Raw genomic sequence first — 26,979 nt, 5'->3', positions numbered from 1 at the left:
CGGAGCAACGCATGCTATCGAGCAACACCCTGGGGCACCCTGCCATTCATGCCCGGCGCAAGCGGCGCCTGTCACGCAAGGCCCTCGGTGCCGCCCTTGGCCTGTGCATGGTCGTGGCGGCGTTGACCACCTGGCTGGCGACGAGGGCGCATATCGTGGACCTTGGTAACGAGCAACAACTGAGTGACAGCGGCCTGTTGCAGGACTGGGCCGACGGCGCTGTGATCGTGATGATCCGCCACGCCGAACGCTGCGACAGCGCCCCCGGCCCTTGCCTGGACGACCCCACCGGCATCACCGTGGCCGGCAGCCAGGCCGCTGGCCGCGTTGGCCAAGGGCTGCACCAACTGGGCCTGAACAACGCCGACATGCTCAGCAGCCCGAAACTGCGCACCCGGCAAACCGCGCATTTCATCCTCGGCCAGGCGGTGGCCAGCGAGGATTGGCTGGAAGGCTGTGACAACCAGTTTGCCAGTGAAGCACTGTTACGCAAGCGCCCCGGCCACAACCTGGTGCTGGTGACCCACAACGGCTGCATCGACCACTTCGCCCGCCAGCAGAACGTTACCGGTGGCGAGCGCCAGAGTAGCTATGCCAGCGCCCTGTTCGTGTCGGTGGATGGTAATGGCAAAGCACGCATCCTGGGGCGACTGAACGAACCTGACTGGCAACGCGTATTGGCCAGCACCGGCAAATAGCATTCCCCTGCTCCGGCCTCATCGCCGGCAAGCCAGCTCCCACAGGTTCCCCATGGCCTTCGAGGCTTGTGCATTACCTGTGGGAGCTGGCTTGCCGGCGATTGGGCAGCAAAGCTGCCCCGCCCATGGCAAGATCAGCACTGGCCCTGATTGCGACCCCACCGATGCCGTTGCCGCTGATCTACCACGAAGACTACAGCCCGGAGTTCCCCGCCGAACACCGCTTCCCGATGGACAAGTTCCGCCTGCTGCATGACCACCTGGTCGAAAGCGGGCTGACCACCGACCAGGCATTGCTGCGCCCGGACATCTGCCCCAACGACATCCTCGCCCTGGCCCACGACCGTGGCTACATCGAGCGCTACATGAACGGCGACCTGTCCCGCGAGGACCAGCGTCGCCTTGGCCTGCCCTGGAGCGAAGCACTGGCCCGGCGCACGGTCCGTGCAGTGGGTGGCTCGCTGCTGACCGCCGAGATGGCGCTGCAACATGGCATCGCCTGCCACCTCGCCGGTGGCACCCACCATGCCCATTACGACCACCCCGCCGGCTTCTGCATCTTCAACGACCTGGCCGTGATCAGCCGCTACCTGCTGGAGGCTGGCCGGGTACACCGGGTATTGATCTTCGACTGCGATGTGCACCAGGGCGACGGCACCGCGCGCATCCTGCACGACACCCCCGAGGCCATCACCGTGTCGTTGCATTGCGAACAGAACTTCCCGGCCCGCAAGGCGCAGAGCGACTGGGACATTCCCCTGCCCCGTGGCATGGGCGATGCGGCCTACCTTAAGGTGGTGGACGACACCCTCAACTACCTGTTGCCGCTCTATCAACCCGACCTGGTGCTGTATGACGCCGGCGTCGATGTGCACAAGGACGACGCCCTGGGCTACCTGCAACTGACCGACGCCGGCCTGGCCGCCCGTGACGAAGCGGTGCTGCGCCACTGCCTGGGCCGTGACATCCCGGTGGTTGGCGTGATCGGCGGCGGCTACAGCAAAGACCGCGAAGCGTTGGCCAGGCGCCATGGCATCCTTCACCACAGCGCGGCACGTGTCATGGGTTGTTCACAATGACTGTGGAACCGCTTGTGGATAACCTGAGCGAAAGGCGCTGTAGCCCTTTGCCTGCAAGGCCTGCAGCAACCTGATCATTTTTTGATCAGTGCTTCCATGGGCAGCGCTGCGGTAGAATGCGCATCTTTTTCCACAGCCTGCTGCCCACCATGCCCGATCTGAATCCCGCCTCCCCTCCTCTTGCCGTCGTCATCGGTGGCGGCCCCGCTGGCCTCATGGCCGCCGAAGCGCTGGCCCAGGCAGGCCTGGCGGTCGAGGTGTTCGACGCCATGCCTTCGGTGGGGCGCAAGTTCCTGCTGGCGGGTGTTGGCGGCATGAACATCACCCACTCCGAGCCGTACCCGGCGTTCGTTTCACGCTATGCCGAGCGCCAGGGCGAAGTCGATGCGCTGCTGCGCGGCTTCGACGCCGACGCCTTGCGCCAGTGGATTCACGGCCTGGGCATCGAAACCTTCGTCGGCACCTCGGGGCGCGTGTTCCCCACCGACATGAAAGCCGCCCCCCTGCTGCGCGCCTGGCTCAAGCGGCTGCGCGACTCCGGGGTAGTTATCCACACCCGGCACCGCTGGTTGGGCTGGAATGCCGACGGTACCTTGCGGATCGCTTATCCACAGGGTGAGCGCGCGGTAAACGCTGCCGTGGTGGTACTGGCGCTGGGTGGTGGCAGTTGGGCGCGACTGGGTTCGGATGGCGCCTGGCAACCATTGCTGGCCGCACGGGCTGTGGATATCTCGCCTTTGCAGCCCAGCAACTGCGGGTTTGAGGTGGAAGGCTGGAGCGCATTGCTGAAGGAAAAATTCGCGGGCGCACCGCTGAAGAACATTGCCCTCAGCGTCCCCGGCAGCGCGCCGCGCAAAGGCGAGTTCATCCTCACCGCGCAGGGTGTTGAAGGCAGCCTGGTGTATGCCTGGTCGGCACCGGTGCGCGAGGCCATCAACCGCGAAGGCCGAGGCATACTGCTGCTCGACCTGCTGCCAGACAAGCCTGTGGACAAAATTGCCCAGGCACTGGCCAAGCCACGCGGTTCGCGCTCCATGGCCAAGCATCTGCACAGCCAGCTGGGGATTGATGGCGTCAAGGCGGCGCTGCTGCGCGAGCTGACCGATCAGGCGACCTTTGCCGACCCACAGGCGCTGGCGCCGGCGATCAAGGCATTGCCGATCACATTGCTGCGTACGCGGCCACTGGATGAAGCGATCAGCAGTGCCGGCGGGGTACGCTTCGAGGGGCTGGATGAGGGGTTGATGGTCAAGGGCATGCCGGGGGTGTTCTGTGCCGGCGAGATGCTGGACTGGGAGGCGCCGACCGGGGGGTACCTGCTGACGGCTTGCTTTGCCAGCGGGTTGCGCGCCGGGCGGGCCGCGGCGGATTGGGTTACGCGGGTTTCCTGACAGATTTTGGGGCTGCTTTGCAGCCCATCGCGACACAAGGCCGCTCCTACAGGGTGCTCACAATGCCTAGGTTTGCACTGTCCTGTAGGAGCGGCCTTGCGTCGCGATGGGCCGCAAAGCGGCCCCAAAATCTCAAGGCTTACGCTTACGCGGCCCACCATTGAAGCTCGGCACCTTGCGCACTGCCTTCACAGCCGGCTCCGGGTCCCCACTGTCCATCCAGCGCCCCAGCCCGCGCTTGGCGCTGTTCTCTTTCGGCTTTTTGGGTTTCTTCGGCTTCTTGATCACCTGGCCACTGGCGTCGGTCATCGGCACCCGGTGATCAGGGATGAAATCCGGCTCTTCATGGCGTGGCAGGGTCTGCCGGGTAAGCACTTCGATAGCCCCCAGCAACTGCACTTCATCCGCGCACACCAGCGAAATCGCCTCGCCTTTGTTACCCGCCCGCCCGGTACGCCCGATGCGGTGCACGTAATCCTCGGCGACGATCGGCAGGTCGAGGTTGACCACCAGCGGCAGGTCATCGATATCCAGGCCACGGGCCGCCACGTCGGTCGCCACCAGCACCTGAATCTCGCGGGCCTTGAAGCTGTCCAGCGCACGCTGGCGGGTGGCCTGCGGGCGGTCACCGTGGATGCCGTCGGCGTTCACGCCTTCGGCCAGCAAGCGCGCCACCAGCTGGTCGACACCGTTACGGGTCTTGGCAAACACCAGCACCTGCGTCCAGCGCTGCTTGCGCAGCAGGTGGCAGAACAGGTCTTCCTTGCGCTTCTTGTCCACAGGCACCAGCCACTGTTTGACGCTGGTCGCGGTGGCGTTGCGCGGGCTCACTTCGATACTGAGCGGGTCGTTCAGGGCCAGTCCGGCCAGCACGCGAATCTGGTCAGAGAACGTGGCGGAAAACAACAGCGTCTGGCGCTTGCGGGGCAGCGCGGCGTACACCGATTGCAGTTCTTCGGCAAAGCCCAGGTCGAGCATGCGGTCAGCTTCGTCCAGCACCAAGGTCTGCACCTGGTTGAACTTGACCGCGTTCTGCCGGAACAGATCGAGCAAGCGGCCCGGGGTGGCCACCAACAGGTCGACGCCACGGCGCAGGCGCATCATCTGCGGGTTGATGCTGACCCCGCCGTACACCGCGTAAGTGCTCAGCGGCAGGTTCTCGGCGTACTCGCGCACGTTGTTGTGCACTTGCTCGGCCAGCTCGCGCGTTGGCACCAGCACCAGCGCGCGGATCGAGTTGCTGGCCACCTTCTCGCCCTCCAGCGCCAGGCGCTGCAGCACGGGCAGGGCAAAGCCTGCGGTCTTGCCGGTGCCGGTCTGGGCGGCGGCCATCAGGTCGCGGCCGGCCAGCACGGCGGGGATGGCCTTGGCCTGCACCGGGGTCGGGGTGGTGTAGTCCAGCTGCTGCAGCGTGCGCAGCAGCGGTTCGATCAGGCCGAGTTTGGCGAAATTCATGGCAATACCGTCAGGGGGTTCAGCGAAGGCGGCAAGTTTACCGCATCACCCCGGCCTACTTGCAGATTTCGCCTTCCAACGGCTGCGCAGGCGCAGGTGCCTTGCGCCACTGTGGCAGGCCGATCAGCACCACCGCGCCGATAATCACCGCCATGGCCACGCACTCCTCGGCGCCAATCTGTTCGCCGGCAAAGACGATGCCCAGCAGCACGGCAACCGCCGGGTTGACGTAGGCATAGCTGGTGGCCGCCGCCGGGCGTACGTGCTTGAGCAGGTACATGTAGGCACTGAATGCCAGGATAGAGCCGAAGAACACCAGGTAGGCCAACGCACCCCAGCCGGCTGCGGTCGGCATCTGCGTCATGCGCTCACCAGACAGCACGCTGCCCAGCAACAGCGCCGCGCCGCCCACCAGCATTTCCGCAGCGCTGGCCATCGGCCCCTGAGGCAACGGCAAAGTCTTGCTCCATACCGAGCCGAATGCCCACGACGCCGCCGCAAAAATGATCAGTGCCGCCCCCATCGGGCTTGCCTGCAAGTTGGAACCCAGGTTCAGCAGGCCGATACCCACCAGCCCCAGGGCAATCCCCGCCCACTCCAGCCGCGAGTTGCGGTGCCCGAACAACAGGCCGAACAGCAAGGTGAACAAGGGCACTGTCGCCACCGCCAGCGCCGCCACGCCCGATGCCACCCCGGCATGTTCGGCCACGGTCACGCCGCCGTTGCCACAGCTGAGCAGCAGAAAGCCGACTGCCCCTGCCGCCCGCCACTGCGCCCAGGTTGGCGCCGGCGCACCGCGCCAGCGCAGAAAACCGTACAGCAGGCCGCCAGCAATCAGGAAGCGCACCCCGGCCATGAGCATCGGCGGCCAGCTCTCCACACCAATGCGAATGAACAGGTAGGTAGAGCCCCAGACCAGGTACAAGGCCAGGAAAGCACCAATGAGCAACAACGGGAAGCGACGGGAGGCAGGCATGGAAAAACTCGAAATCCGTTTACGGGTAATTCAGTTTAACGGCCTGCCCGGGTGAAGTTACGCTACAGAACCGGCTCAAATGAGCGGCACACTTTTGGTGCGTCCGGCTTGGGTTGAGGAGGGATCACCGGAATTTGGCCAGGGTTTCGCGAACCTTCGCGGCAGGCACTTTCTGCAGGCGGCAAAGCAGGCCGTGGGACAGTTCCTGGATACCGTGGGCCTGGCGCAGTTCGCCTACCAGGTGTTGCAGCAGGTTGGCCGCCATCTCGGCATCGGCCATGGCCCGGTGCGCGGTACCGGTATCCGGAAGGCCGGCCCAGCGGGTCAGGGTGCCCAGTTTGTGGTTCGGTGCCATCGGCAGCAGGCGCCGGGAAAGCAGCAGGGAGCAGGCAAAAGACTGGCTACGGATACGGCCAATGCGGCTCAGTTCGTAGTCCCAGAACTTCTGGTCGAAGGCAGCGTTGTGCGCCAGCAACGGGGTGCCCCCGACGAACTCGGCGACTTCGTTCATTACCTTGTCCACCGGCGGCGCACTGCGCAGCATGGTGGTGGTAATGCCGGTCAGCCCGGCGACAAAGGCAGGTACCGGCACGCCGGCGTTCATCAGGCTCTGGTAGCGCTCGACGATGCGCCCGCCTTCCAGCATCACCACCGCCACTTCGGTGGCGCGGCAGCCGGCGCCAGGGCTGATGCCGGTAGTTTCAAAGTCGATTACAGCAATACGTTCCATCAAAGGGCCTCAATGTTTGAGCAATAGCTTACCCTCGATGGGCACATAACGGGTGGCCGCACGGATCAACGACAATGCGGTAAGCCCAGGCACCCCATACACGACGGCCTCTGTACCGTGGCGCTGGATCACCCGCTCCAGCAACAGGTCGAAGTCACCATCGCCAGAGGCGAGCACCACCTGGTCGACCCGGCTGGCCGCGTCGATCACATCCAGGGTAATACCCACATCCCAGTCCCCTTTGGCCGAGCCATCGCTGCGCTGGATGAAGGGTTTGAGGCGCACATCGAAACCCAGGTTGCGCAAAATTTGCTGGAACTGCTGCTGCTTGCTGTCGCCACGGTCGATGGCATAAGCCACCGCTTCGACAATCTGGCCTTCACGGCTGACGTCGGCCCACAACGCGGTGTAGTTGAAATGGCAGCCGTGGGCCTGGCGCACGGTGTAGTAGAGGTTCTGCACATCGGCGAACAGCGCGATCTTTTTCACCTGGGAACCTCATGTCTGGCCTGGAATACCGGGGGCTGCTGCCCGCGAAGGGGCGCAAAGCGCCCCCCCAAAATTGCCAGCAGTATGCCAGACCTGTCAGACGTACGAATCGTCGTCCGAGAAGAACCCGCCGTCGTCGCTGCCGTAATCGGTGTTGGCATAACCGCCCTGGTCACTGCCCCAACCACCGTTGTCAGCCACTTGCTGCTGCCCGCCCTGGTCGTTCCAGCCGCCGCTATCACTAGCGGGTACTGGCTCTTCCTTGATCACCTCGACCACCTCTTCCGGCTGCGAGTTGTGGTTGAACATGCTGCTGATGCCTTGCGCCAGCAACACGCCACCGGCCACACCGGCGGCGGTCTGCATGGCCCCACCGAGGAAGCTGCTGGCACCGCCGCGCGCCGGCGCGGCGCCAAAGCCAGGCTGCTGCTGAGGCTGGGGGAAGCCCGGCGCCGACGGCTCGCGCCAGCCACCGCCGGGTGCTGCCGGCGGCGTCGAAGGGCGCTGAGGCTGCACAGCCGGGGCCGCATTGCGCCCGCCCGAGCCAAAGATGCTGGACAAGAAGCCCCCACCACCGTTGCCTGGTGCGCTGTTACCGGCTTGTGCAGCCTCAGCCCGGGCGCGGGCCTGCTTCAGCTCGGCCTCCAGCTGCTTGTTCTGCTCGTCGAGGCGCTTGATTGCCGCCTCCTGCACCAGGATGGCCTGGGCCATGTAGTAAGGCGCCGCCGGCTGCTGGCGCAGGTGTTGCTCGATGCACGCCTGGGCCTGCGCGTCACGCGGCTGGCTCGGGTCTTCGGCTTGCCTGATGCGGCCGAACAGGCCGTCGATCAGGGTTTGTTCTTCAGTGTTCATGGGCGACCTCGTGGGGTAGCGGGACAACGGACAGCGTCAAAGATGGGGTGTAGCGGCGCGGGATTCAATCACTGGCGGCGTGAAACTTTTTTCAGCAAGTGACAGCCCCACGCCTGCTTTGGGCTAAAGTTATGCCCCTGTTTTTACTGCCATGCGATGTTGACTGATGAATCCGCTGAGCGTTCTGCGCGACTCCCTGTACTTCTTCCGCCGCCACCTGCCGAACATCCTCCAGCTGTGCCTGCCGTTGGTGGTGCTGGAAGCCTTGCTCACCCAGCTGCTGTACCGGCAGATGGGCGACCAGGCATCGCCGGCCTATGGCATGCTGGTCAGCCTGCTGTTCTACCCGCTGTACAGTGCGGCACTGATTCTTTACCTGCACACCCGCAGCAACGGCCAGGACATCGGCAAGCGCGACCTGTTCGCCCGCGCCTTGCAGCTATGGCCGCAACTGGCCCTGCTGATCCTGATCAGCTCGCTGCTGATCATGGCCGGCCTGGCGCTGTTCATCTTCCCGGGCGTGTGGATCATGATCAACCTGGTGTTCGCCGAGTACCTGCTGGTGCTGCGCGGCCTGCCGGTGGTGCAGTCGATGCGCGAAAGCGCACGCATGACCACCGGGCACTTCATGCGCATCATGATCTGTGTGGTAGCGGTACTGGCACCGATCTGGCTGATCGATGGGCTGCTGCTGATGGCCTTCCCCGAGCCATCGCCCGGCATGGAGCTGGCCATGGACAGCCTCAGCGGCTTCCTGCAGCTGTTCAGCACCGTGGTGCTGTACCGCCTGTTCATGCTGCTGGAGGGCGAAGCCGGGGCGTGATGCCCAGCCCTGCGGTGCGGCCAGGCAGCACCGTAATCAGGTACCCCGAGGCTTGGCCCGCGCCGTGGCCTCGGCCACCAACGGGTCGTCCGGCCAGTAATGCTTGGGGTACCGCCCTTTCAGGTCTTTCTTCACTTCGGCATAGGTCGTACGCCAGAAGTTGGCCAGGTCCTGGGTCACCTGCACCGGGCGGCGTGCCGGGGACAGCAGGTGCAACTTGACCTGCTGCCGGCCATTGGCGATGCGCGGGGTATCGGCCAGGCCGAACAGTTCTTGCAGGCGCACGGCGAGAATCGGCGGGGTTTCGCTGTAGTCCAGGCGAATGTTCGAACCGGACGGCACGGCCAGATGCGCGGGGGCCTGTTCTTCCAGGCGTTGCGGCAGCGGCCAGGGCAGCAGGTTGCGCAATAGCGAAGGAAGGTCCAGCGCGCTGAAGTGGCTGAGGCGGGACACTTTGCCAAGGTAGGGCTGCAACCAGTCTTCCAGGCTGGCAAGCAGCGCCTCGTCACCCAGGTCGGGCCATTCGCTTTGCCCGTCCTTGTCCAGGTCCAGCTGGCGTAACAGTGCCACCCGCGCCTGCCACTGGCGCAGTTCCGGGGTCCATGTCAGCAGGTTGAGGCCTTTGCGTCGTACCAGGCCGAGTAGCGCCTTGGCGCGCGCTTCGTCAGTCAGACCAGTCAGTGGTTCGCGGCTCAGTATCAGCTCACCGACTTTGGTTTGGCGTTCGGCACGCAGCACCTGCTCGCGCTCGTCCCAGTCCAGTAAATCGACACGCTCGACCTGCTCGGCCAGCACATCATCGAGCAGCGCCGGGTCGAATTCTGCCGCAAGGTAGATACGCTCTTCGCGCTGGCCTTGGCGGCTACCCAGGTCGGCGATTACCAACCACGGGTGCTTCATCAACGCATCGACCTCACCGAACAAGGCTGCACGCCCGTTGGCCAGGCGATACTCGGCGCCCCCTTCACGCCGCTGCTGCGCGACCCGGTCGGGATAGGCCAGCGCCAGCAAGGCGCCAAGCCAGCGCGGATGATCGGGGTCGGCGACGGCGGCCCCGGCCTTGCCGCGCAACAGGCCACGGTACTGACGCGCAAGCTGCCGGGCGCGCTGCACGCCACCCTGGCCGCCGCGGCTGGCCTTGCTCTCGCCGCTGACCAGGGCCAGCCGGCTGTGCAGGTCGGCACCGGCGCCACGCTGGATATCCCGCTCACCGAGCAACGCCGCCACATCACAGGCCATGGCGGCCAACCCCAGGCCCTGACCACGCAGCAACAAATGGGCGATACGGGGGTGGGCCGGCAGCTCGGCCATGGCCTGGCCGTGATCGCTGAGGTTGTCGCGGCTGCCCGGTTTGAATGCACCCAGGCGCGCCAGCAGGTCCTGCGCCTGGGCAAACGCTGCGCTGGGCGGTTGGTCGAGCCAGCGCAACTGATGGGGTGCGACGCCCCAACGCGCCAGTTGCAGGGCCAGGCCTGCCAGGTCGGCCTGGAGGATTTCGGCGCTGCCATGGGCAGCCAACTGGTCATGCTGGGCCTCGGACCATAGCCGGTAACACACGCCCGGCTCCAGGCGCCCGGCACGGCCGGCGCGCTGGGTGGCGCTGGCGCGGGAGATACGCTGGGTGTCCAGCCGGGTCATGCCACTGCCAGGGTCAAACCGCGGCACCCGCGCCAGCCCTGCGTCGACCACTACGCGCACCCCGTCGATGGTCAGGCTGGTCTCGGCAATGTTGGTGGCCAGCACCACCTTGCGCAGGCCCTTGGGCGCCGGGTCGATGGCCGCACGCTGGGCATTGAGGTCGAGTTCGCCATGCAGCGGGCACAGCAGAACCTCCGGCCGCTCGCCCAGTGCCTCCTGCAGGCTCTGGTGCACCCGGCGGATTTCGGCCTGGCCCGGCAAGAACACCAGCACACTGCCCGTCTGGTCGGCCAAGGCCTGCAGCACGCTGTCCACTACCCGAGGCTCGATGAACTCGCCCGGCTGGAACGGCCGCCCCCAGCGGATATCCACCGGGTGCATGCGGCCCTCACTGCTGACCACCGGGGCTTCGTCCAGCAGCCGCGACAAGCGCTCCCCTTCCAGGGTTGCGGACATCAGCATGATCTTCAGCGGTGGGTCGTCACGCAGCAACTCGCGGCCATTGAGGCTCAGCGCCAGGGCCAGGTCGGCATCCAGGCTGCGCTCGTGAAATTCGTCGAAGATCAGCAGGCCCACGCCTTCCAGCGCCGGGTCGGCTTGCAGGCGGCGGGTAAGAATGCCTTCGGTCACCACCTCGATACGGGTTTTCGGCCCGACCTTGCTGTCCAGGCGAATGCGGTAACCCACCGTTTCACCGACCTGCTCGCCCAGTTCACTGGCCAGCCGTTCGGCTGCCGCCCGCGCCGCCAGGCGCCGCGGTTCGAGCATGAGAATGGTCTGCCCGGCCAGCCACGGCTCGTTCAGCAGCGCCAGCGGCACGCGGGTGGTCTTGCCGGCGCCGGGTGGCGCTTCGAGCACGGCTTCGTCACGTTTTTCCAGGGCTTGGCGCAAAGCAGGCAAGACTGCATCGATCGGTAATGAAATCATGGTGGTCCTCGAACAATCTGGCGAGTATAACGGCGAACCCAGCCTGCTCTATCATGGTCTTAAGCTTCAGGCGCAGGCGCTTCGCTTGCCCTGCTGAATACCTTCTCGGAGATTTACATGCGCATCCCATCCCGCGTCATCGGCGGCGCCCTCATCGCCACCATGCTGACCCAGCTGACGGCCTGCGGTACCATTTTCTACCCGGACCGGCGCGGCCAGATCGGCGGCAAGATCGACCCCGTGGTAGCCGCCATGGACGCCATCGGCATCCTGTTCTACGTGATCCCGGGGCTGATTGCCTTCGGCATCGACTTTGCCACTGGCGCCATCTACTACCCGGGGGGCCGCACCGCCCAGGTAGACCCGGCCAAGCTGCAAGAAGCCGTCAGCCCCGACGGCAAGGTCGACAACCTGAAGTTGCAGGCCATCATCGAAAGCGAGCTGGGCCAGCGCCTGCCGCTGAACGACCCACGGCTGATCCAGCACCGCGGCAGCGTCGAACAGCTGGCCAGCCTGGGCCTGGTGCCGGCAGCCTGAACCCCACACACGGACGTTGACCACGGATGATCACCTCGGCCGAACACCAGCGCCTGCTACGCCTGGCCACTCGCGCTTCACTGGCGGTGGCCAGTATCCTGGTGCTGAGCAAGGCGCTGGCCTGGTGGCTGAGCGGCTCGGTCAGCCTGCTGGCCGGGTTGACCGACTCGGCACTGGATGCTGTTGCCTCGTTTCTCAACCTGCTGGCCGTGCACTACGCCTTGCGACCCGCCGACGACGACCACCGGTTCGGCCATGGTAAAGCCGAAGCCTTGGCCGGCATGGCGCAGGCGCTGTTTATCGGTGTCAGTGCGGTGCTGATCGGCGTGCAAGCGGTTGAACGGCTGCAAGACCCGCAACCCTTGGGTGATACCGGCATCGGCATCGCGGTGATGCTGCTGTCACTTGGGCTGACCGTCGCCTTGCTGAGCCTGCAGCACAAAGTCATCCGCCTGACCGGCTCCACTGCAGTGCGAGCCGACTCCCTGCACTACCGCTCGGACTTGTTGCTCAACAGCAGCATTCTGCTGGCCCTGCTGCTCGCACGCTTCGGCTGGCCGCAGCTGGATGCGCTGTTCGGCCTGGGCATCGCCTTCTACATCCTCTGGAGCGCGTTGCAGATTGCCCGCGAGAGTACGGCGATCCTGATGGACAAGGAGCTGCCCGGCGATGTTGGCGAGCACATGACCACTCTGGTTTTGGCCATACCCGGCGTGAAAGGCGTGCATGACCTGCGTACGCGGGTGTCGGGCAACCAATGGTTCGTGCAGCTGCACCTGGAGCTGCCAGGGCAGTTGCCGCTGCATGACGCGCACGGGTTGTGCGTGGAGGCCTCGCGGGTGATCCGCCAGCGTTATCCACAGGCGGATGTGATGGTGCACGCTGACCCTGTTTGAATCTGCAAGGGCCCTATCGCCGGCAAGCCAGCTCCCACAGGCTTGCACCGGCCTGAAGGCATGCGCACTACCTGTGGGAGCTGGCTTGCCGGCGACAGGGCCGGGACAGACAGCACATCTGGCTCAGTTGATGCTGTAACCCCGCCCACTGAAGCAGGCGCCCAGCGACCGCCGGTAGGTGTCGAGCACATTGGCCGCCGGTGCGTACGTCGCCGTCGCCGGGTCGAACCCCGACTGGCTCACCGCCCAGCGATGGCACTGGTAGCGGTCCTGCTCCTGCTGCTGTTGCCCCTGCCCGTTCATCGGGTAAGCCACCACGTCATACCCGCCGTTTGCCGGTGCCACCGGTACAGGCGCAGGGGCACCGACGGGCGGGTTGACCACCACATATTCCTGGCTGTCAGCCAGGTACTGGTAATAGGTGTCGGCCACCAGGAAGAACATCGCCCCACCCAGCCAGACCTCCTGCGCATAGGGCGGCAGGTAATTGACTCGCACGCCGTAAGGCGGGGTCACCACGATGTAACTGCCACCATGGGGGCGATACCAGTAGCCACCGGAGTAGAAGTAGTCCGCCCCCCGGTAGGGCACTTTCCAGTAGCGGTCGGGGAAATGATCGACAGTGTGACCCGGTCGATACTGCGGCCCAGGCCCCCAGCCATTGCCGTGGCCATCCGGGCGCCCCTGCCAGTCGCCACCGGGGCGTTGCCCCGGGCCGCCAGCTTCCCATTGATGGTTATCGCCGTGGCGCCGGGGAATGTCCTGGTAGTAACCCTGCCTTGGCGGCTGGGTCTGGCGCACTTCGTCGCGCGAGTTCAGCGAGCGGCCGGGCGTGCCTTCTGCCTGCCCCTGTTGGCCTCGTTCGCCATGCCCTTCACCCGGCCCTTCGGCCAAGGCCCCCAGGCTGATGCTCAAACCCAGCAAACCAACACCTGCCAACTGCCAGATGCGCGACTTCATGGTGTTCCTCTCGGTAGAAAATACGGCAACCACCGCCAGTCTACCGTGACCGCCACGCAGGCCAATTAAATTTCCAGACAGAAAAAAGGGAGGCCACAGGGCCTCCCTTCTGAAATTGTCGTCCGTGCTCGGCACTTGTGGCGCCGGCTCACCTCACACCGTCTTCTGGAGGGTGTGTAGCCCGGGGGCCGAGTGCATCCTGTTGGATGGCTGGCCGCGACCGCCCGCCTAGAGCGCGTCGCCGTGGACTGATGTCCGGGCAGTGATTCTGTGGATAAAGATACCGGACAGGTTGCGGCAGAGGATTGCGAAGATTGCTCAGATAAATAGCACTTGCGCAATTTTTCACCCTGGATTGATAATTCGCCGCAATACGAACAGAAAAGGGCAAATGCCATGAGCAAACTTGACCGCTACGACCTGAGCATCCTCGCCGAATTGCAGCGCGATGCGCGCATTTCCAACCAGGAACTGGCCGAACGCATTGGCCTGTCGCCTTCGCCATGCTCGCGTCGGGTCAAGCAACTGGAGGACGACGGCTACATCTCGCGCCAGGTGGCCCTGCTCGACCGCAAGAAGCTGGGCCTGAGCCTGACCGCCTACGTGCTGATCGGCATGGACCGCCACACCCCGGAGCGCTTCGAAACCTTCGAGGCGGCCATCCGTATCCTGCCGCAGGTGCTTGAATGCAGCCTGGTCACCGGGATGGATGCCGACTACCAGCTCAAAGTGGTGGTGCCGGACATGGACCATTACCAGAAACTGCTTCTAGGCAGCCTGACCCGTATCGAAGGCGTCACCAGCGTGCGTTCGAGCTTCGTGCTCAACCAGGTGTTGGCCAGCACCGAGCTGCCATTGACCCACCTGCGTTAAACGCCCACGGTAGCCGGCGTATACTCGGCTGCTCAGCCTGCCCGGAGAACACAGATGGATCCCGCCGTATTCGAAGAGTGGATGATGATCATCCTGGTCACCGTATTGATCGGTTTCATGGGTTTCATCGTCTGGGACCTGGCGAAAAAGTCCAAGGCTGGCAAGTTCGGGACGTTGATCCTGTTCTTCGTGCTGGGGCTGGGGGTGCTGGCCTTTATCATCAAGAGCGTGGTGGTGGGGTTTCTGGAAGGTGTATAAAAATTTCAGGGCCATTCGCGGGCACGCCCGCTCCCACAGATTTGGCGTTGCCTTCGAGTACTGCGCCGTCCCTGTGGGAGCGGGCGTGCCCGCGAACAGGCCCATGACCTGAACTAAAGCTTGGCAGGGACCTCCCGCCAGCAACCCTGCTCCAGCCCATCCAGCGCCCAGTCACCAATCCGCACCCGCACCAGGCGCAAGGTCGGCAGCCCCACTGCCGCCGTCATCCGCCGTACCTGGCGGTTACGCCCCTCGCGGATCACCAGTTCCAGCCAGCTGGTCGGCACGCTCTTGCGAAAGCGTACCGGCGGGTTGCGTGGCCACAGGTCGGGTTCTTCCAGCCGCCGTGCCTCGGCCGGCAAGGTCGGCCCATCGTTCAGCTCCACGCCATCACGCAAGCGCTGCAACTGCTCGTCGCTCGGTTCCCCTTCCACCTGTACCCAGTAAGTCTTGGCCAGCTTGTGCTTGGGGTCGGCAATACGCGCCTGCAGCGCGCCATCGTTGGTCAGCAACAGCAGGCCTTCACTGTCGCGGTCCAAGCGCCCGGCCGGGTACACGCCCGCGATGTCGATGAAGTCCTTGAGGGTCGCGCGCCCTTCGCCGTCGCTGAACTGGGTCAGCACGTCGAACGGTTTGTTGAACAGGATCAGGCGCGGCTCGGCCGGTGGCGCCTTGGGCTGGCGACGCGGGCCGGCGGCAGGCCGCGCCTGGGGGCGGCGCGGCTTGTTACGGGGTGGCAGTGACATGGATCCTCAGCGGAACGGCGGCTCATCGAAGCTGCGCAGTTTACGCGAGTGCAGCGAGTTGAGCTCGGTGCGCAACAGGTCGAGGGCAGCAATGCCGATCTTCAGGTGCTGGCTGACCGCCCGGTTGTAGAAGGCGTTGGCCGAACCCGGCAGCTTGATCTCGCTGTGCAGCGGCTTGTCGGACACACACAGCAAGGTGCCGTACGGCACGCGCAAACGATAACCCTGGGCGGCAATGGTGCCGCTTTCCATGTCCACTGCCACTGCACGCGACAGGTTGATGAGCGGGCGTTCCTGAGCCCAGCGCAGCTCCCAGTTGCGGTCGTCGTAAGTCAGCACGGTACCGGTGCGCAGGCGCTTCTTGAGTTGTTCGCCACGCTCGCCGGTGACCTGCGCGGCAGCCTCCTGCAAGGCCATCTGCACTTCGGCCAGGGCTGGAATCGGGATGTTCGGCGGCACCACCCGGTCGAGAATACCGTCACGACGCATGTAGGCGTGGGCCAGCACGTAGTCGCCAATGGTTTGCGACTGTCGCAAGCCGCCGCAGTGGCCGATCATCAGCCAGCAGTGCGGGCGCAGCACGGCCAGGTGGTCGGTGATGTTCTTGGCGTTGGACGGGCCGACACCAATGTTGACCAAGGTAACGCCGTCACCGTCGGCGGCGATCAGGTGGTAGGCCGGCATCTGGTAGCGGTGCCAGATCACGCTGGCGACCAAGGCCTGGGTCTCGCCGTGGTCCATGGCTTTTTCGATCACCACGTTGCCCGGCAGCACCATGCGCACGAAGCGCGGGTCGTCGCGAAGTTGCTCCAGACCGTGGCTGATGAACTGGTCGACATAACGGTGGTAGTTGGTCAGCAGGATCCACGGCTGCACATGACGCCAGTCGCTGCCGGTGTAGTGCACCAGGCGGCGCAGCGAAAAGTCGACGCGTGCGGCGTCGAACAGCGCCAACGGAAAGATTTCGGCACGGTCCCAGTCGTACAGGCCATCGGCGATGTTGTCGGTGGCGGCCGACAGGTCAGTGCTGGGGAACACCCGCGCCAGCTGCGCGGCGGTAATGCCGCTGCCGGCCAGTTCGTCACCCTGGTCGACCACGTAAGGGTACGGAATGTTCTGCTCGCTGATGCCCACCTCTACCGTGACGGTGTAGTCGTGCATCAACGGGCGCAGCTGCTCCAGCAGGTAGCCACGGAACGCGGCTGGCTGGGTGACGGTGACGCTGTAGGTGCCGGCCACCTGCACCTTGGCATAGGCCCGCGTGGTGGCGGCGACCTCACCGTGGCTGTAGTAGGTCAGGCGCAACGCCGGGTAGCGGAACAGGTCGCGCTCATCGGCGCCCGGCTCGGTACGGTCCTTCAGGTAACGCTTGAGGGCCTGGCTCAGGGCCCCGGTGGCCTGTTCATGCAGGGCCGCCAGACGGTCGACGGCCTGTTCGGGGGTATCAACGACTACAAAAGCGTGGCTCACACTGTGCTTCCTGTCTGGACATGCATGTGAACCATCTTGCCTGCGTTTCATGGCAATTACATCCCCGGCGGTCAGTACCGGCCTCATCGCCGGCAAGCCAGCTTCCACAAGTACTCCACCGCTATCGAACCTTGTGCATTACCTGTGGCAGCTGGCTTGCCGGCGATTAGCCTTTCAAAGCCACCTCAACTCGGCCAGGCTGGTGTTGCCCTGCTCACCAGTGCCTGCACATCCACACCCCGTGGCAGCGCCCCGTACACTCGTCCACCACCCGTCAGCCGGCTACCGATAAACGCGTCACTGACCACCGCATTGCCCGCCTCCAGCAACAGCTTGGCCTGAAGCGCCAGGGCGATATCCTCGGTCAGCTGCCGCGCGCGGTACTGTATGTCGCCGGTGTCGGCAAATGCCCCCTTGAGGTTGCCGATATACGCCGCCAGCCGCGGATCTCCATGCCCGTCGCCCAATTCGGCGAACAGCGCATCGAGCACGCCCGGCTCCTTGGACAAGGCCCGCAGCACATCCAGGCACTGCACATTCCCAGAGCCTTCCCAGGTCGAATTAACCGGTGCCTCGCGGTACAGCCGTGGCAGGATGCTGTCTTCGACATAACCCGCACCGCCCAGGCATTCGGCGGCCTCGTTGATCATGGCCGGCGCGCGCTTGCAGATCCAGTACTTGCCCACTGCCGTGACCAGCCGGGCGAAATGCGCCTGCTGCGGGTCGTCGAGTTGCTCCAGCGCCTGCCCCATGCGCAGGCTCAGGGCCAGTGCAGCCTCGCTTTCCAAGGCCAGGTCAGCCAGCACGTTCTGCATCAGCGGCTGCTCATTGAGCAACCGCCCGCCAACCTTACGGTGCGCGCAGTGGTGGGCCGCCTGAGTCAACGCCTGACGCATCAGCGCGCTGGAACCGACCATGCAGTCGAAACGGGTCATGGCGACCATCTCGATGATGGTCGGCACACCCCGCCCTTCTTCGCCGATCATCCAGGCCAGCGCACCACGGAACTCCACCTCGCTGGAGGCGTTCGAGCTGTTGCCCAGCTTGTTCTTCAGGCGCTGGATATAAAACTGGTTGCGGTTGTCGTCCGGGCGGTGGCGCGGCAGCAGGAAGCAGCTAAGGCCTTTTTCGGTTTGCGCCAGCGTGAGGAAGGCATCGCACATGGGCGCAGAACAGAACCACTTGTGCCCGACCAGCTCATATGGCTGGCCCGGGCCAGGTGCGCCCACCGGGTACGCCCGCGTGGTATTGGCGCGCACATCGGTGCCGCCCTGCTTCTCGGTCATGGCCATGCCCAGGGTGACCCCGGCCTTGTGCCGGTCGCCGACGTTGCGCGGGTCATATTCGCAGGCCAGGATTTTCGGCAGCCAGTACTCGGCCAGTTCGGGCTGAAGCCGTAGCGCCGGCACGGCGGCGAAGGTCATGGTCAGCGGGCAGCCAGTACCGGCTTCGGCCTGGCTGTGCAGGTAAGTCATCGACGCGCGTGCCACATGGGCGCCAGCGCGGGGTTCGGCCCATGGTAAAGAAGGCAGGCCGTGCTCGACGGCGGTGCGCATCAGCTCGTGGTAGGCCGGGTGGAACTCGACCAGGTCGATGCGATGGCCATAGCGGTCGTGGCTGATGAACTCCGGCTTGTGCGCGTTGGCCAGGAAACCTGCCTGCATCAGCGGGCCGCCCGCCAAGGCGCCGTAGGCATCGATCCGCGACTCGGCCCAGCCCGCGCCGAAACGCCGTGACCACTCCTGCAATGGCAGGTCGAGGCGGTACAGGTTGGCGCCGTCGAGGGACGGTGGCTGGTTGGTGACTTCGTGGGTTTCAGCGTACTGGTGCAGGTTCATCGGGGGGCTCCTGGATCCGGGTAGGCTTGAGAGACCCAGTGAAGCACTGCTTGCCGGGGAGTCAAAGGGGCATTAATGACTAAACGTGTGGTGGGGGTGGCGCATGCCTTGGGAATGCATCAGGGCTGACAGGCGGTGCCACCCAGCAAGGTTTGTAGTCCAATTCTCTATCCCCTGTAGGGCGTTTCCTAAAGCCTCCCTGCCCCGAAAATACCCGTCTACAGGCTGCTAGGTTCCTGGCTTTCATCCTCAAAAAAGAGGCAAGCCATGAGCATGCGCATGAACATATTCGGCCGATACCAGGGCCTTGAGGGCGACCAAACCACCACAGGCGCTGTTTGTATTGCCAGCCGGGCCAGGGGCCGCGTGCACGGCCGCAACTGGCTGCTTCAAGGCGACCCGACCACACCCTGCCCCCTCTGTGGACAAGCGGGCACCATCATCGAGGGCGAATCCCGCTGGAGGCAGGACGACATACCCACTGCTCTGGATGGAGCGCTGGTGCAATGCGGGTGCCCATCGGGCAGCAATCGCCTGGTTGCAAGTGAATATGCACCTGCGCCGCCGCGCAGGGCGCCTGCACCTGAGCCTGTTCATGAGGCACCACCACAGGCCCAAGCGAGTAACCAAGTCAGCAGCAGCTATCAACCTGGGGCACATCAGCCCTCAAAAACAGCGCAGGGCATGGAGCCTGGCTTCTACATCGTTCCGCGCTGCATGACGTATCAGGAAGTCTTGGCAGAACTCGGCGCGCCGCAGGCCAACCTGCCTAACTCGATTCTGGAACGACTGAACCCGACCTATCAGCGTGGGTTCAAGGCAGGTGAGATCTTTGTCATTGGCGACGGTTTGCAGCGGCCGGTGTGCACGCGTGAAGAACTGACTGCAATGAGTGCGGCGAAACAGGCACGGGAAGCGTTGGCGAGCCTGACGCCAGAAGAGGCCGAGTTCATGATGCGCCATCAGGCCGAGATTGCCGGGTTGCTCAGCGATGTGAGCCTGACGATGGGGGTGAGTGAGGCGATGGTTGGCAAGTCGCTGGATGAACTCAGCGACATACTGCGAAAAATTGAAGACCTGCATAAAGATCAACTCATCAAGCATGGGCACCTGAGGCACCCTGAGTTCTTTGCGGAACGTCATAAACTATTCACGCAACTGAGTGTGAACTTAAAAGCGACCGGTTTAAACAAACGCCTCAACCTCGGCAATTATGAAAACCTCCGCCGGGATTTAGGTATATCGTCAAGAAGCTTAGTACACCACTGGAGTAAAGCAGGGGCTCCGAGCCACATCCCTGGTTACTCGACACATTTGGACAAGCTGGCCAAAATGGCTAAATATTTAAAAACCGGGGGACGTATTGGCACTGCTATTGGCGGTAGCGGAGCTGCTATGAAAATTTCTGAGGTGTGCAAAGAGGGCAACACACATGCCTGTAAAAAGTCAGCGTTACTGAGGCAGGTAATTTTTCCGGTGGCTTAGCGGGTGGCTGGTTGGCAGGAAAACTTGCGGGCAGAATTTCTACGAAGGTTTGCTGGAGAGTCGGACCCTACGCCGTTGCATGTGGAATAGTGATCACTGGTGGAGGCGCCTTGGCCGGCAGCATCGGTGGTATGGAAGCGGGCGAGGAGCTAGGCGAATTAGTCTTCGAGGTCTTTGGAGATGATTGATCACCTTGACGTAAAAATAAGATTATTTCTGTTAGGCGCTCCTATCTGCCTCGCTTTAATCGGGCTTGTAGCTGACCTTCACATCGCCTGCTCTCGCCAATATAAAGAAATGACCTCAGCACTCCAACGTAGCGCGTGCCTTCCATTTGCGACCGGCATGTGGGGAGAGCAAAAAATTGGTTCCAGAATTCTAGTGATTTCTGTAATCGCCGGTGCCATTGGATCCCCCGCCTTCAGCATTCGCCGTGGGCTATTGGATGAGCAAGACCACTTACAATTCCCCAGGTATTTAAGAGGTAAAATACTCATTGCATCTTCGCTAAATACTATTGGCATTGCCTGGGTAGCGGCATATTACCTAATGAAGCTGATCAAATGATACACAAACATGTTTCAGAAAAAAGCTGATCGCACAGCTAATTCGCGGGTAAACCCGCTCCCACAGGGATCGCGCATCTTTCAATCTATGCACAATTCCTGTGGGAGCGGGTTCACCCGCGAAAGGGCCGGTACAGCCAATACAAAAGTCAGCGCATCAAGCCCAGCTCGGCATCATCCAGCAGCGCCTTGGCCATGGCTGCGAAGTAATGCGATGCCCACATCATTTGCTGGTCGCCATCCATCAAACCAGTCAGCGACTGGTCCCGTGCATAGCCCATCAACTCGGAGGCCTGCTCGCGAGCGCTGCGGCAGGGGATGCCTTCGGCTATGCGGAACAGAGGATGGGTTTGGCCTTCGCCTTGGTAGAAATAGGTTACGCCTGGGGTGGTTTTGGTTTCGTCGGTCATGGGTTCTCCTGAATGCTCGTTGACCTCCTCTTCCGTTTCCACAGGAAGGGTGGCAGCTGTACACGGGGTGGAAACCCGAGTGCATTCAGGGAAAACTCGGTAGGCACGAGGCCTCCCGGGTACAGCCGCCATGAACGACATACCCTGAAATGCTTACTACAGGTTTCCACACCCGATCGCTGAACCGTCAGCGACAGGCAAAGCCTAGAGGGCGGGATTTGCAGGAACAATCAGACGCGTGTCGACAGAGGTTGTAGGGTATTTCGCAGGGGATCGAGTTGCCAGTCCTGAGGCGTAGGAAGAGTCTGAAATTGTAGTAGGCATGCATGTCTTGGACAGGCACCAAGGCTGGCAGGTGTTCGCCCTGACAGGTGTAGCGAAACCTGTCAGTTAAAAAACCGTGTAGTCCAAATCTCTACCTCTTGTAGGACTCTTCCTAAACCCTTTCCAACCCGAAAATACCCGTCTAGAGGCTGCTAGCTTCCTGGCTTTCATCCTCAAAAAAGAGGCGAGCCATGAGCATGCGCATGAATATCTTCGGCCGATACCAGGGCCTGGACGGCGACCAAACCACCACAGGCGCTATCTGCATTGCCAGCCGTGCCAGGGGCCGCGTGCATGGCCGCAACTGGCTGCTTCAAGGCGACCCGACCACACCCTGCCCCCTCTGTGGACAAGCGGGCACCATCATCGAGGGCGAATCCCGCTGGAGGCAGGACGATATACCCACTGCCCTGGATGGAGCGCTGGTGCAATGCGGGTGCCCATCGGGCAGCAATCGACTGGTTGCAAATGGATATGCACCTGCGCCGCCGCGCAGGGCGCCTGTACCTGAGCCTGTTCATGAGGCACCACCACAGGCACAAGCGAGTAACCAAGTAAGCAGCCGCTATCAACCTGGGGCACATCAGCCCTCAAAAACAGCGCAGGGCATGGAGCCTGGCTTCTACATCGTTCCGCGCTGCATGACGTATCAGGAAGTCTTGGCAGAACTCGGCGCGCCGCAGGCCAACCTGCCTGGCTCGATTCTGGAACGACTGAACCCGACCTATCAGCGAGGGTTCAAGGCAGGTGAGATCTTTGTCATTGGCGACGGTTTGCAGCGGCCGGTGTGTACGCGTGAAGAACTGACTGCAATGAGTGCGGCGAAACAGGCGCGGGAAGCGTTGGCGAGCCTGACGCCAGAAGAGGCCGAGTTCATGATGCGCCATCAGGCCGAGATTGCCGGGTTGCTCAGCGATGTGAGCCTGGCGATGGGGGTGAGTGAGGCGATGGTTGGCAAGTCGCTGGATGAACTCAGCGACATACTGCGAAAAATTGAAGACCTGCATAAAGATCAATTCATCAAGCATGGGCATCTTAGGCACCCTGAGTTCTTTGCGGAACGTCATAAACTATTTACGCAATTAAGTAAAAATTTGAACGCAACCGTTCTGAACAAGCGGCTCAATCTCGGAAATTATGAGAGTCTGCGGCGGGACCTGGGAATCTCATCGAAAAGTTTAGTCCATCATTGGAGCAAGGCGGGAGGACCGACACACATCCCTGGCTACGCGACACATATGGATAAACTGGCCAAGATGACCAAATATTTGAAAACCGGCGGGCGTATAGGGATTACTATTGGTGGAATCGGCTCGGCAATCAAAGTCTCTGAAGTCTGTAAAGAGGGAAACACCACAGCCTGCGAAAAAGTCAAAGTTACTGAAACAAGTAATTTCTCTGGCGGCTTAGCCGGCGGCTGGGCGGCCGGCAAAGTATCAGCCAGAGTCTCTGCGAAGGTTTGCTGGAGATTTGGACCCGGGACTGTCGCATGTGGAATAGTAATCACCGGCACAGGTACCTTGGCTGGTAGCGTCGGCGGCATGAAATATGGTGAAAAGCTCGGCGAATTAGTCTTCGAGGTCTTTGCAGATGATTGAGCATCTTGACTTAAAGCTAAGACTATTGTTGCTAGCAACACCTGCATGCCTAATTTTAATCGGGCTTGCTTCTGATGTTCATATCGCCTGCTCTCGCCAATATAAAGAGATGACCTCGGCACTCCAACGGAGTGCGTGCCTTCCATTTGCGACTGCCATGTGGGGGGAGAAAAAAATTGGCTCCAGAGTGCTAGTCATTTCTGTAATCGCTGGCGCCATCGGATCACCAACTTCAAGTATTCGTAGAGGGCTTATGGATGAGCGAGACTACCGACAATTCCCTAAGAAGCTAAAAAGCAAAATACTTATTTCATCATCACTGAACATCATCGGCATCATCTGGATAGCCGTAAACTTCTTCATCTAATAGCCGACCTGAGAGCCCCCTTGTGACCTCTGACCAGAACCACCGCCCCGAATCGCCAATCACCTCACACCCCCAAAAAACGCAACTCCATGTCACGTCCATTTCAAAACTCATAATTATGGCATCCTTATCAATGGGCCTGTACCTTTATTATTGGTACTATCGACACTGGTTGCTCATTAGAGGTCAGCATGGCCTCAGACTCATCCCGCTGCTTTGTACAATATTCAGCGCCTTGACAATATTCTTCTTGATGAAAAAAATCGTCGCTCGCTGTACTCAAGCGAATCGGTCTGCAGAAGGTAGTGCGGTCGGTGTCACTCTGATGGTGTACGCACCCATCCTACTGATAGTGGGCTGGGAATTTTATATATCCGAAAAAGTACTGAGCAACCTGCCGCTCTCTTTTTTCACCATAATCCCGATTATGCTCACACTCCTCTACACCACCTTTTTCTCGGTAGCAATGGTGCAGATACAACAAGCAATCAATATTTGCGAGGGTGATGCGTGCGGGTTTGAAAATTCAAAAATAACTTGGGCAAATGTTCTATGGCTGATTATCTGCTGGATGCCCATCACCGCTCTTTTTGGGTTTTTGTCGGCTTACGGAGCATTGATGCCTTAACCCGCGCTACCTAGCCCTGCTTGAGGACTCACCGCGGGGCACCGATTCCCACAGTGATAGCGCATCTTTCAATCTATGCACAATTCCTGTGGGAGCGGGTTCACCCGCGAAAGGGCCGGTACAGCCAATACAAAAGTCAGCGCATCAAGCCCAGCTCGGCATCATCCAGCAGCGCCTTGGCCATGGCTGCGAAGTAATGCGATGCCCACATCATTTGCTGGTCGCCATCCATCAAACCAGTCAGCGACAAGTCCCGTGCATAGCCCATCAACTCGGAGGCCTGCTCGCGGGCGCTGCGGCAGGGGATGCCTTCGGCTATGCGGAACAGCGGATGGGTTTGGCCTTCGCCTTGGTAGAAATAGGTTACGCCTGGGGTGGTTTTGGTTTCGTCGGTCATCGATTGGGCACCATATCGTTATGTGCCACCCGTCAGTTTCCACACATTGGGGTGACAGCTGCACACGGAGTGGAAATCCAGGCATATGGCAAACCCGGTAGGCGAAAGCCTCCCGCGTACAGCTGTCATGACAACAAGCACCCTATGAACTGCCAGGTTTCCACACCCGATCGCTGAACCGTCAGCGACAGGCAAAGCCTAGAGGGAGGGATTTGCAGGAACAATCAGACGCGTGTCGACAGAGGTTGTAGGGTATTTCGCAGGGGATCGAGTTGCCAGCCCCGAGCCGTAGGAAGAGTCTGAAATCGTCGTAGCCAATGAATCTCTTGGGGCCGCTTCGCGGCCCTTCGCAGGCACGCCCGCTCCCACTGGTTTTGTGCTCAGCCCAAGCTGTGCGCGATCCTTGTGGGAGCGGGCGAGCCCGCGAAGGGCTGCAAAGCAGCCCCAATAAAAACCTACAGCGAACGCCTCGTCTGTTGGATATTCGGAGTCATCTGCACCTGCGAAATCGCCACGTTCAAACTCAATTCAAACCGGCTCCCCAACCCGCGCGTCGATTCATGCGCCAACCTGGCCCCAGCAACTCCCCCATCTGCCGGCAGATCGACAAACCAATCCCCAAGCCGCCATACCGCCGGGTCATCGAACCGTCGACCTGGAAGAACCGCTGGTACAGGGTCGACTGCTCCAGGTCATCGAAGCCGATACCGCTATCACTGACGGTAAAGGTCAAGGCCAGGTCGCCCGGCCCCAACCGGCGGCCGCGCACCTGGATCATCACCCCGCCCTGATGGGTGAACTTCAAACCGTTGTCCACCAGGCAGCCCAGGCACTGGGCCAGTTTCTTCCCGTCACCCAGCAGCCCGTCCGGCAGGTCGGCCGGTATGTCCAGGCTCAGGTACAAGCCTTTGCGCAGGGCCTGCCCGGCATAACCGGCGCGCAAGCCCTGCAGCAGTGCGCGCAGGCTGAACGGCGCCGGCTGCGCGCGCAGGCGGCCTGCCTGCAGCTCGGACAGGGTAAGAATGGCGTCGACCATGTCCATCATGCCTTGCGCAGACCCCACCGCCGTGCGGTGGTACTGGGCCATTTCGGCCCCCATCGGCAGGGTGTGCATCAGTTCCAGCGAGCCGATAACGCCATTCATCGGGGTACGCAGCTCATGGGTCACGCTGGCCAGGAACTCGTCTTTCAGGCGGTTGCTCCTGGCCAGTTCCAGGTTCAGTTGCTCCAGCGTGCGCCCGGTCTCGCGCAAGGTTCGCGCCTGTTGCTCACGCAGGCTGTTGATCCGGTCGGCCAGCGCCAGCGACAGCAATGCCACCTCCAGCGCAGAACCCAACTGGCTGGCATACATGGTGATAAACACATTTGGCAGGTAGCCCAGCACCATCAAGGTGTTGACCAGGCCTCCAAGCAGAAACGCCGTCCAGGCGATGATGAACCAGCGCGCCACGCGCAAGCCACGCCACCAGGCGTACAAGCCAGCGCTGAAGATGCTAACGGTGAACAGTAAAGCCAGTAGCGTGGCCATGCGCAGGGCACTGCCGTAGGGCATGCTCACCGCCAGCACCATCACCAGCGCACCGCCCAGCATCAGTAGCTGCAGCAGCCGGTCAAAGCCACGGCTGATGTTGCCCAGTTGCAGGAAGTGCCGGGCAAACTGGCAGCCGAACAGGCCTGCCGCACCAATGAACAGCGGCGTCGAGGCGTTCGCCCACCAGGGGCTGTCCGGCCAGAAGTAGGCCACGCCCGCACCGTTCACCGACACCTGGTACAAACCGAACGAGGCGATATAGAGAATGTAGTAGAGGTAGCTGACGTCGCGCACGCTGAGGTAGATGAACAGGTTGTACACCAGCATCACCAGCAACACGCCGTAAATGATCCCCAGTACATACAAGCGCGTGGGCTGCTCCTCCATGTAGGCTTCGGCGGACCATAGCGCCAGCGGCGCCTGCACCGAGCCCTGACTGTGCAGGCGCAGATAGGCGGTGGTTACCTGCCCAGGCGGCAGTTGCAGTTCGAACAGGTAGTTGTTCTGCCGGATCTGGCGGCTGTCGTAGGGCAAGGCATCGCCGGTGCGCTGGGCCAGGCGAAAGCCACCCTTGCCGTCTGGCAGGTACAGCTCGATGTGGTCCAGCGGCGGATAGGCCAGCTCCAGCAACCATTGCCGTGGGGCAGCGCTGGGCGCGGCAACAGGGCGCAGCTCGACCTTGAGCCAGAACACCGAGCTGGAGTAACCGGCATTGAGCACGTCTTCGTGGTGGGGGTGGAAATGTTTGGCGAACCCGGGGGCACTGACCTGGGCGATGCTGGCACTGCCATCGAGGTCTTCGTAAACCTGCATGGCCTTGCCCAACGGAAGATGCCGGGTAGCGTCGTCGAAATCGACGGCTCCGGCCAGCACGGGCAGCAAGCCCAGAAGCACAATCAGCAAATAGCGCATACAGCCCCAGCATGGCCTGTCCGGTCGCGTCGCGGTAGCCTCCCATCCGTTTGAGACGACGTGATCCGGCAGAACCCGTTTGTCGAGTTATCCGAGCACTCTAGCATAGCTTCCCAACCTGGCAA

Annotated in this window: 25 protein-coding genes and 1 pseudogene; 13 read left to right on the top strand and 13 right to left on the bottom strand. The window is 62.3% G+C overall.

Translation table 11 applies throughout. The features are described 5' to 3' along the window. Positions 1–11 precede the first annotated feature (11 nt). From N805_RS25550 to N805_RS25540, 3 genes are all read left to right on the top strand, one after another. Positions 12–698 (top strand): histidine phosphatase family protein, encoded by a 687-nt coding sequence (locus N805_RS25550; protein WP_028614110.1) that lies wholly within the window; start codon positions 12–14, stop codon positions 696–698. Positions 699–862: 164 nt separating this feature from the next. Next, entirely contained in the window at positions 863–1,777 is a 915-nt protein-coding gene (locus tag N805_RS25545; RefSeq protein ID WP_019471739.1) for a histone deacetylase, read from the top strand. Positions 1,778–1,926: 149 nt separating this feature from the next. After that, complete coding sequence (locus N805_RS25540) at positions 1,927–3,168, top strand: TIGR03862 family flavoprotein (RefSeq protein ID WP_026034481.1); 1,242 nt, start codon at positions 1,927–1,929, stop codon at positions 3,166–3,168. A gap of 132 nt (positions 3,169–3,300) precedes the next feature. On the opposite strand, the gene N805_RS25535 is transcribed toward N805_RS25540, so the two are convergent. The 5 genes from N805_RS25535 to N805_RS25515 all read right to left on the bottom strand — a co-directional run bounded on the left by N805_RS25535 (position 3,301) and on the right by N805_RS25515 (position 7,670). Continuing rightward, positions 3,301–4,623 (bottom strand): DEAD/DEAH box helicase, encoded by a 1,323-nt coding sequence (locus tag N805_RS25535; protein ID WP_019471737.1) that lies wholly within the window; start codon positions 4,621–4,623, stop codon positions 3,301–3,303. A gap of 55 nt (positions 4,624–4,678) precedes the next feature. After that, complete coding sequence (gene yedA / locus N805_RS25530) at positions 4,679–5,599, bottom strand: drug/metabolite exporter YedA (RefSeq protein WP_019471736.1); 921 nt, start codon at positions 5,597–5,599, stop codon at positions 4,679–4,681. Positions 5,600–5,723: 124 nt separating this feature from the next. Continuing rightward, positions 5,724–6,329: a PolC-type DNA polymerase III gene (locus N805_RS25525; RefSeq protein WP_019471735.1), complete on the bottom strand. Its 606-nt coding sequence runs from the start codon at positions 6,327–6,329 to the stop codon at positions 5,724–5,726. 9 nt (positions 6,330–6,338) lie between these two features. Further along, complete coding sequence (locus N805_RS25520) at positions 6,339–6,818, bottom strand: NYN domain-containing protein (RefSeq protein WP_016489324.1); 480 nt, start codon at positions 6,816–6,818, stop codon at positions 6,339–6,341. 96 nt (positions 6,819–6,914) lie between these two features. Next, positions 6,915–7,670: a DUF2076 domain-containing protein gene (locus tag N805_RS25515; protein WP_019471734.1), complete on the bottom strand. Its 756-nt coding sequence runs from the start codon at positions 7,668–7,670 to the stop codon at positions 6,915–6,917. A 166-nt stretch (positions 7,671–7,836) separates the two neighbouring features. Between N805_RS25515 and N805_RS25510 the strand changes: the two genes are divergently transcribed. Then, a complete protein-coding gene (locus N805_RS25510; RefSeq protein ID WP_019471733.1) occupies positions 7,837–8,493 on the top strand; it encodes a YciC family protein in 657 nt (218 codons plus the stop codon). 36 nt (positions 8,494–8,529) lie between these two features. On the opposite strand, the gene hrpB is transcribed toward N805_RS25510, so the two are convergent. Further along, positions 8,530–11,058, bottom strand: coding sequence for an ATP-dependent helicase HrpB (gene hrpB, locus N805_RS25505; RefSeq protein WP_019471732.1), 2,529 nt, complete (start codon positions 11,056–11,058; stop codon positions 8,530–8,532). Positions 11,059–11,175: 117 nt separating this feature from the next. On the opposite strand from hrpB, the gene N805_RS25500 reads away from it, so the two are divergent. Both N805_RS25500 and N805_RS25495 read left to right on the top strand, forming a co-directional pair. After that, the gene (locus tag N805_RS25500) at positions 11,176–11,595 is read left to right on the top strand and encodes a hypothetical protein (protein ID WP_019471731.1); all 420 of its coding nucleotides are present in this window, start codon (positions 11,176–11,178) and stop codon (positions 11,593–11,595) included. A 26-nt stretch (positions 11,596–11,621) separates the two neighbouring features. After that, positions 11,622–12,491 (top strand): cation diffusion facilitator family transporter, encoded by an 870-nt coding sequence (locus N805_RS25495; protein ID WP_019471730.1) that lies wholly within the window; start codon positions 11,622–11,624, stop codon positions 12,489–12,491. A 123-nt stretch (positions 12,492–12,614) separates the two neighbouring features. On the opposite strand, the gene N805_RS25490 is transcribed toward N805_RS25495, so the two are convergent. Next, complete coding sequence (locus N805_RS25490; RefSeq protein WP_019471729.1) at positions 12,615–13,451, bottom strand: DUF6515 family protein; 837 nt, start codon at positions 13,449–13,451, stop codon at positions 12,615–12,617. Positions 13,452–13,847: 396 nt separating this feature from the next. On the opposite strand from N805_RS25490, the gene N805_RS25485 reads away from it, so the two are divergent. Together N805_RS25485 and N805_RS25480 are read left to right on the top strand one after the other, a co-directional pair. Continuing rightward, positions 13,848–14,324: an Lrp/AsnC family transcriptional regulator gene (locus N805_RS25485; RefSeq protein WP_016501780.1), complete on the top strand. Its 477-nt coding sequence runs from the start codon at positions 13,848–13,850 to the stop codon at positions 14,322–14,324. A gap of 54 nt (positions 14,325–14,378) precedes the next feature. Beyond that, positions 14,379–14,582, top strand: coding sequence for a DUF2788 domain-containing protein (locus N805_RS25480; protein ID WP_003249787.1), 204 nt, complete (start codon positions 14,379–14,381; stop codon positions 14,580–14,582). Positions 14,583–14,695: 113 nt separating this feature from the next. On the opposite strand, the gene N805_RS25475 is transcribed toward N805_RS25480, so the two are convergent. From N805_RS25475 to N805_RS25465, 3 genes are all read right to left on the bottom strand, one after another. Next, a complete protein-coding gene (locus N805_RS25475; RefSeq protein WP_028614109.1) occupies positions 14,696–15,328 on the bottom strand; it encodes a pseudouridine synthase in 633 nt (210 codons plus the stop codon). A gap of 6 nt (positions 15,329–15,334) precedes the next feature. Then, entirely contained in the window at positions 15,335–16,849 is a 1,515-nt protein-coding gene (amn, locus tag N805_RS25470; RefSeq protein WP_259375049.1) for an AMP nucleosidase, read from the bottom strand. Between the two features lie 134 nt (positions 16,850–16,983). Continuing rightward, complete coding sequence (locus tag N805_RS25465; RefSeq protein ID WP_019473460.1) at positions 16,984–18,636, bottom strand: acyl-CoA dehydrogenase family protein; 1,653 nt, start codon at positions 18,634–18,636, stop codon at positions 16,984–16,986. A gap of 267 nt (positions 18,637–18,903) precedes the next feature. Between N805_RS25465 and N805_RS25460 the strand changes: the two genes are divergently transcribed. Continuing rightward, positions 18,904–20,121 carry a PAAR domain-containing protein gene (locus tag N805_RS25460; RefSeq protein WP_329959574.1) on the top strand — a complete coding sequence of 406 codons (1,218 nt, stop codon included), beginning with the start codon at positions 18,904–18,906 and terminating at the stop codon, positions 20,119–20,121. Between the two features lie 180 nt (positions 20,122–20,301). Continuing rightward, positions 20,302–20,688 carry a hypothetical protein gene (locus N805_RS25455; protein ID WP_019472995.1) on the top strand — a complete coding sequence of 129 codons (387 nt, stop codon included), beginning with the start codon at positions 20,302–20,304 and terminating at the stop codon, positions 20,686–20,688. Between the two features lie 148 nt (positions 20,689–20,836). Here N805_RS25455 and N805_RS25450 read toward each other — a convergent pair whose 3' ends face one another. Beyond that, on the bottom strand, positions 20,837–21,097 hold the full coding sequence (locus N805_RS25450) for a DUF3077 domain-containing protein (protein WP_019472996.1): 261 nt from the start codon (positions 21,095–21,097) through the stop codon (positions 20,837–20,839). A 515-nt stretch (positions 21,098–21,612) separates the two neighbouring features. Between N805_RS25450 and N805_RS25445 the strand changes: the two genes are divergently transcribed. From N805_RS25445 to N805_RS25435, 3 genes are all read left to right on the top strand, one after another. Further along, a complete protein-coding gene (locus N805_RS25445; RefSeq protein WP_028614108.1) occupies positions 21,613–23,019 on the top strand; it encodes a PAAR domain-containing protein in 1,407 nt (468 codons plus the stop codon). Further along, entirely contained in the window at positions 23,012–23,386 is a 375-nt protein-coding gene (locus N805_RS25440) for a hypothetical protein (protein ID WP_033692306.1), read from the top strand. The genes N805_RS25445 and N805_RS25440 overlap by 8 nt, the downstream gene beginning before the upstream one ends. A gap of 253 nt (positions 23,387–23,639) precedes the next feature. Beyond that, on the top strand, positions 23,640–24,014 hold the full coding sequence (locus tag N805_RS25435) for a hypothetical protein (protein WP_230685691.1): 375 nt from the start codon (positions 23,640–23,642) through the stop codon (positions 24,012–24,014). Between the two features lie 136 nt (positions 24,015–24,150). On the opposite strand, the gene N805_RS25430 is transcribed toward N805_RS25435, so the two are convergent. Continuing rightward, positions 24,151–24,411 carry a DUF3077 domain-containing protein gene (locus N805_RS25430; protein WP_016501785.1) on the bottom strand — a complete coding sequence of 87 codons (261 nt, stop codon included), beginning with the start codon at positions 24,409–24,411 and terminating at the stop codon, positions 24,151–24,153. Between the two features lie 455 nt (positions 24,412–24,866). Further along, a pseudogene (locus tag N805_RS25425) lies at positions 24,867–26,854 on the bottom strand (sensor histidine kinase). Between the last annotated feature and the right edge of the window lie 125 nt (positions 26,855–26,979).

The organism is Pseudomonas putida S13.1.2 (assembly GCF_000498395.2).
In the GTDB taxonomy this organism is placed as follows: Bacteria; Pseudomonadota; Gammaproteobacteria; order Pseudomonadales; family Pseudomonadaceae; genus Aquipseudomonas; species Aquipseudomonas putida_Q.
The sequence above is the reverse complement of the archived record's forward strand: the minus strand, read 5'-3'. Positions and strand labels throughout refer to the sequence as shown.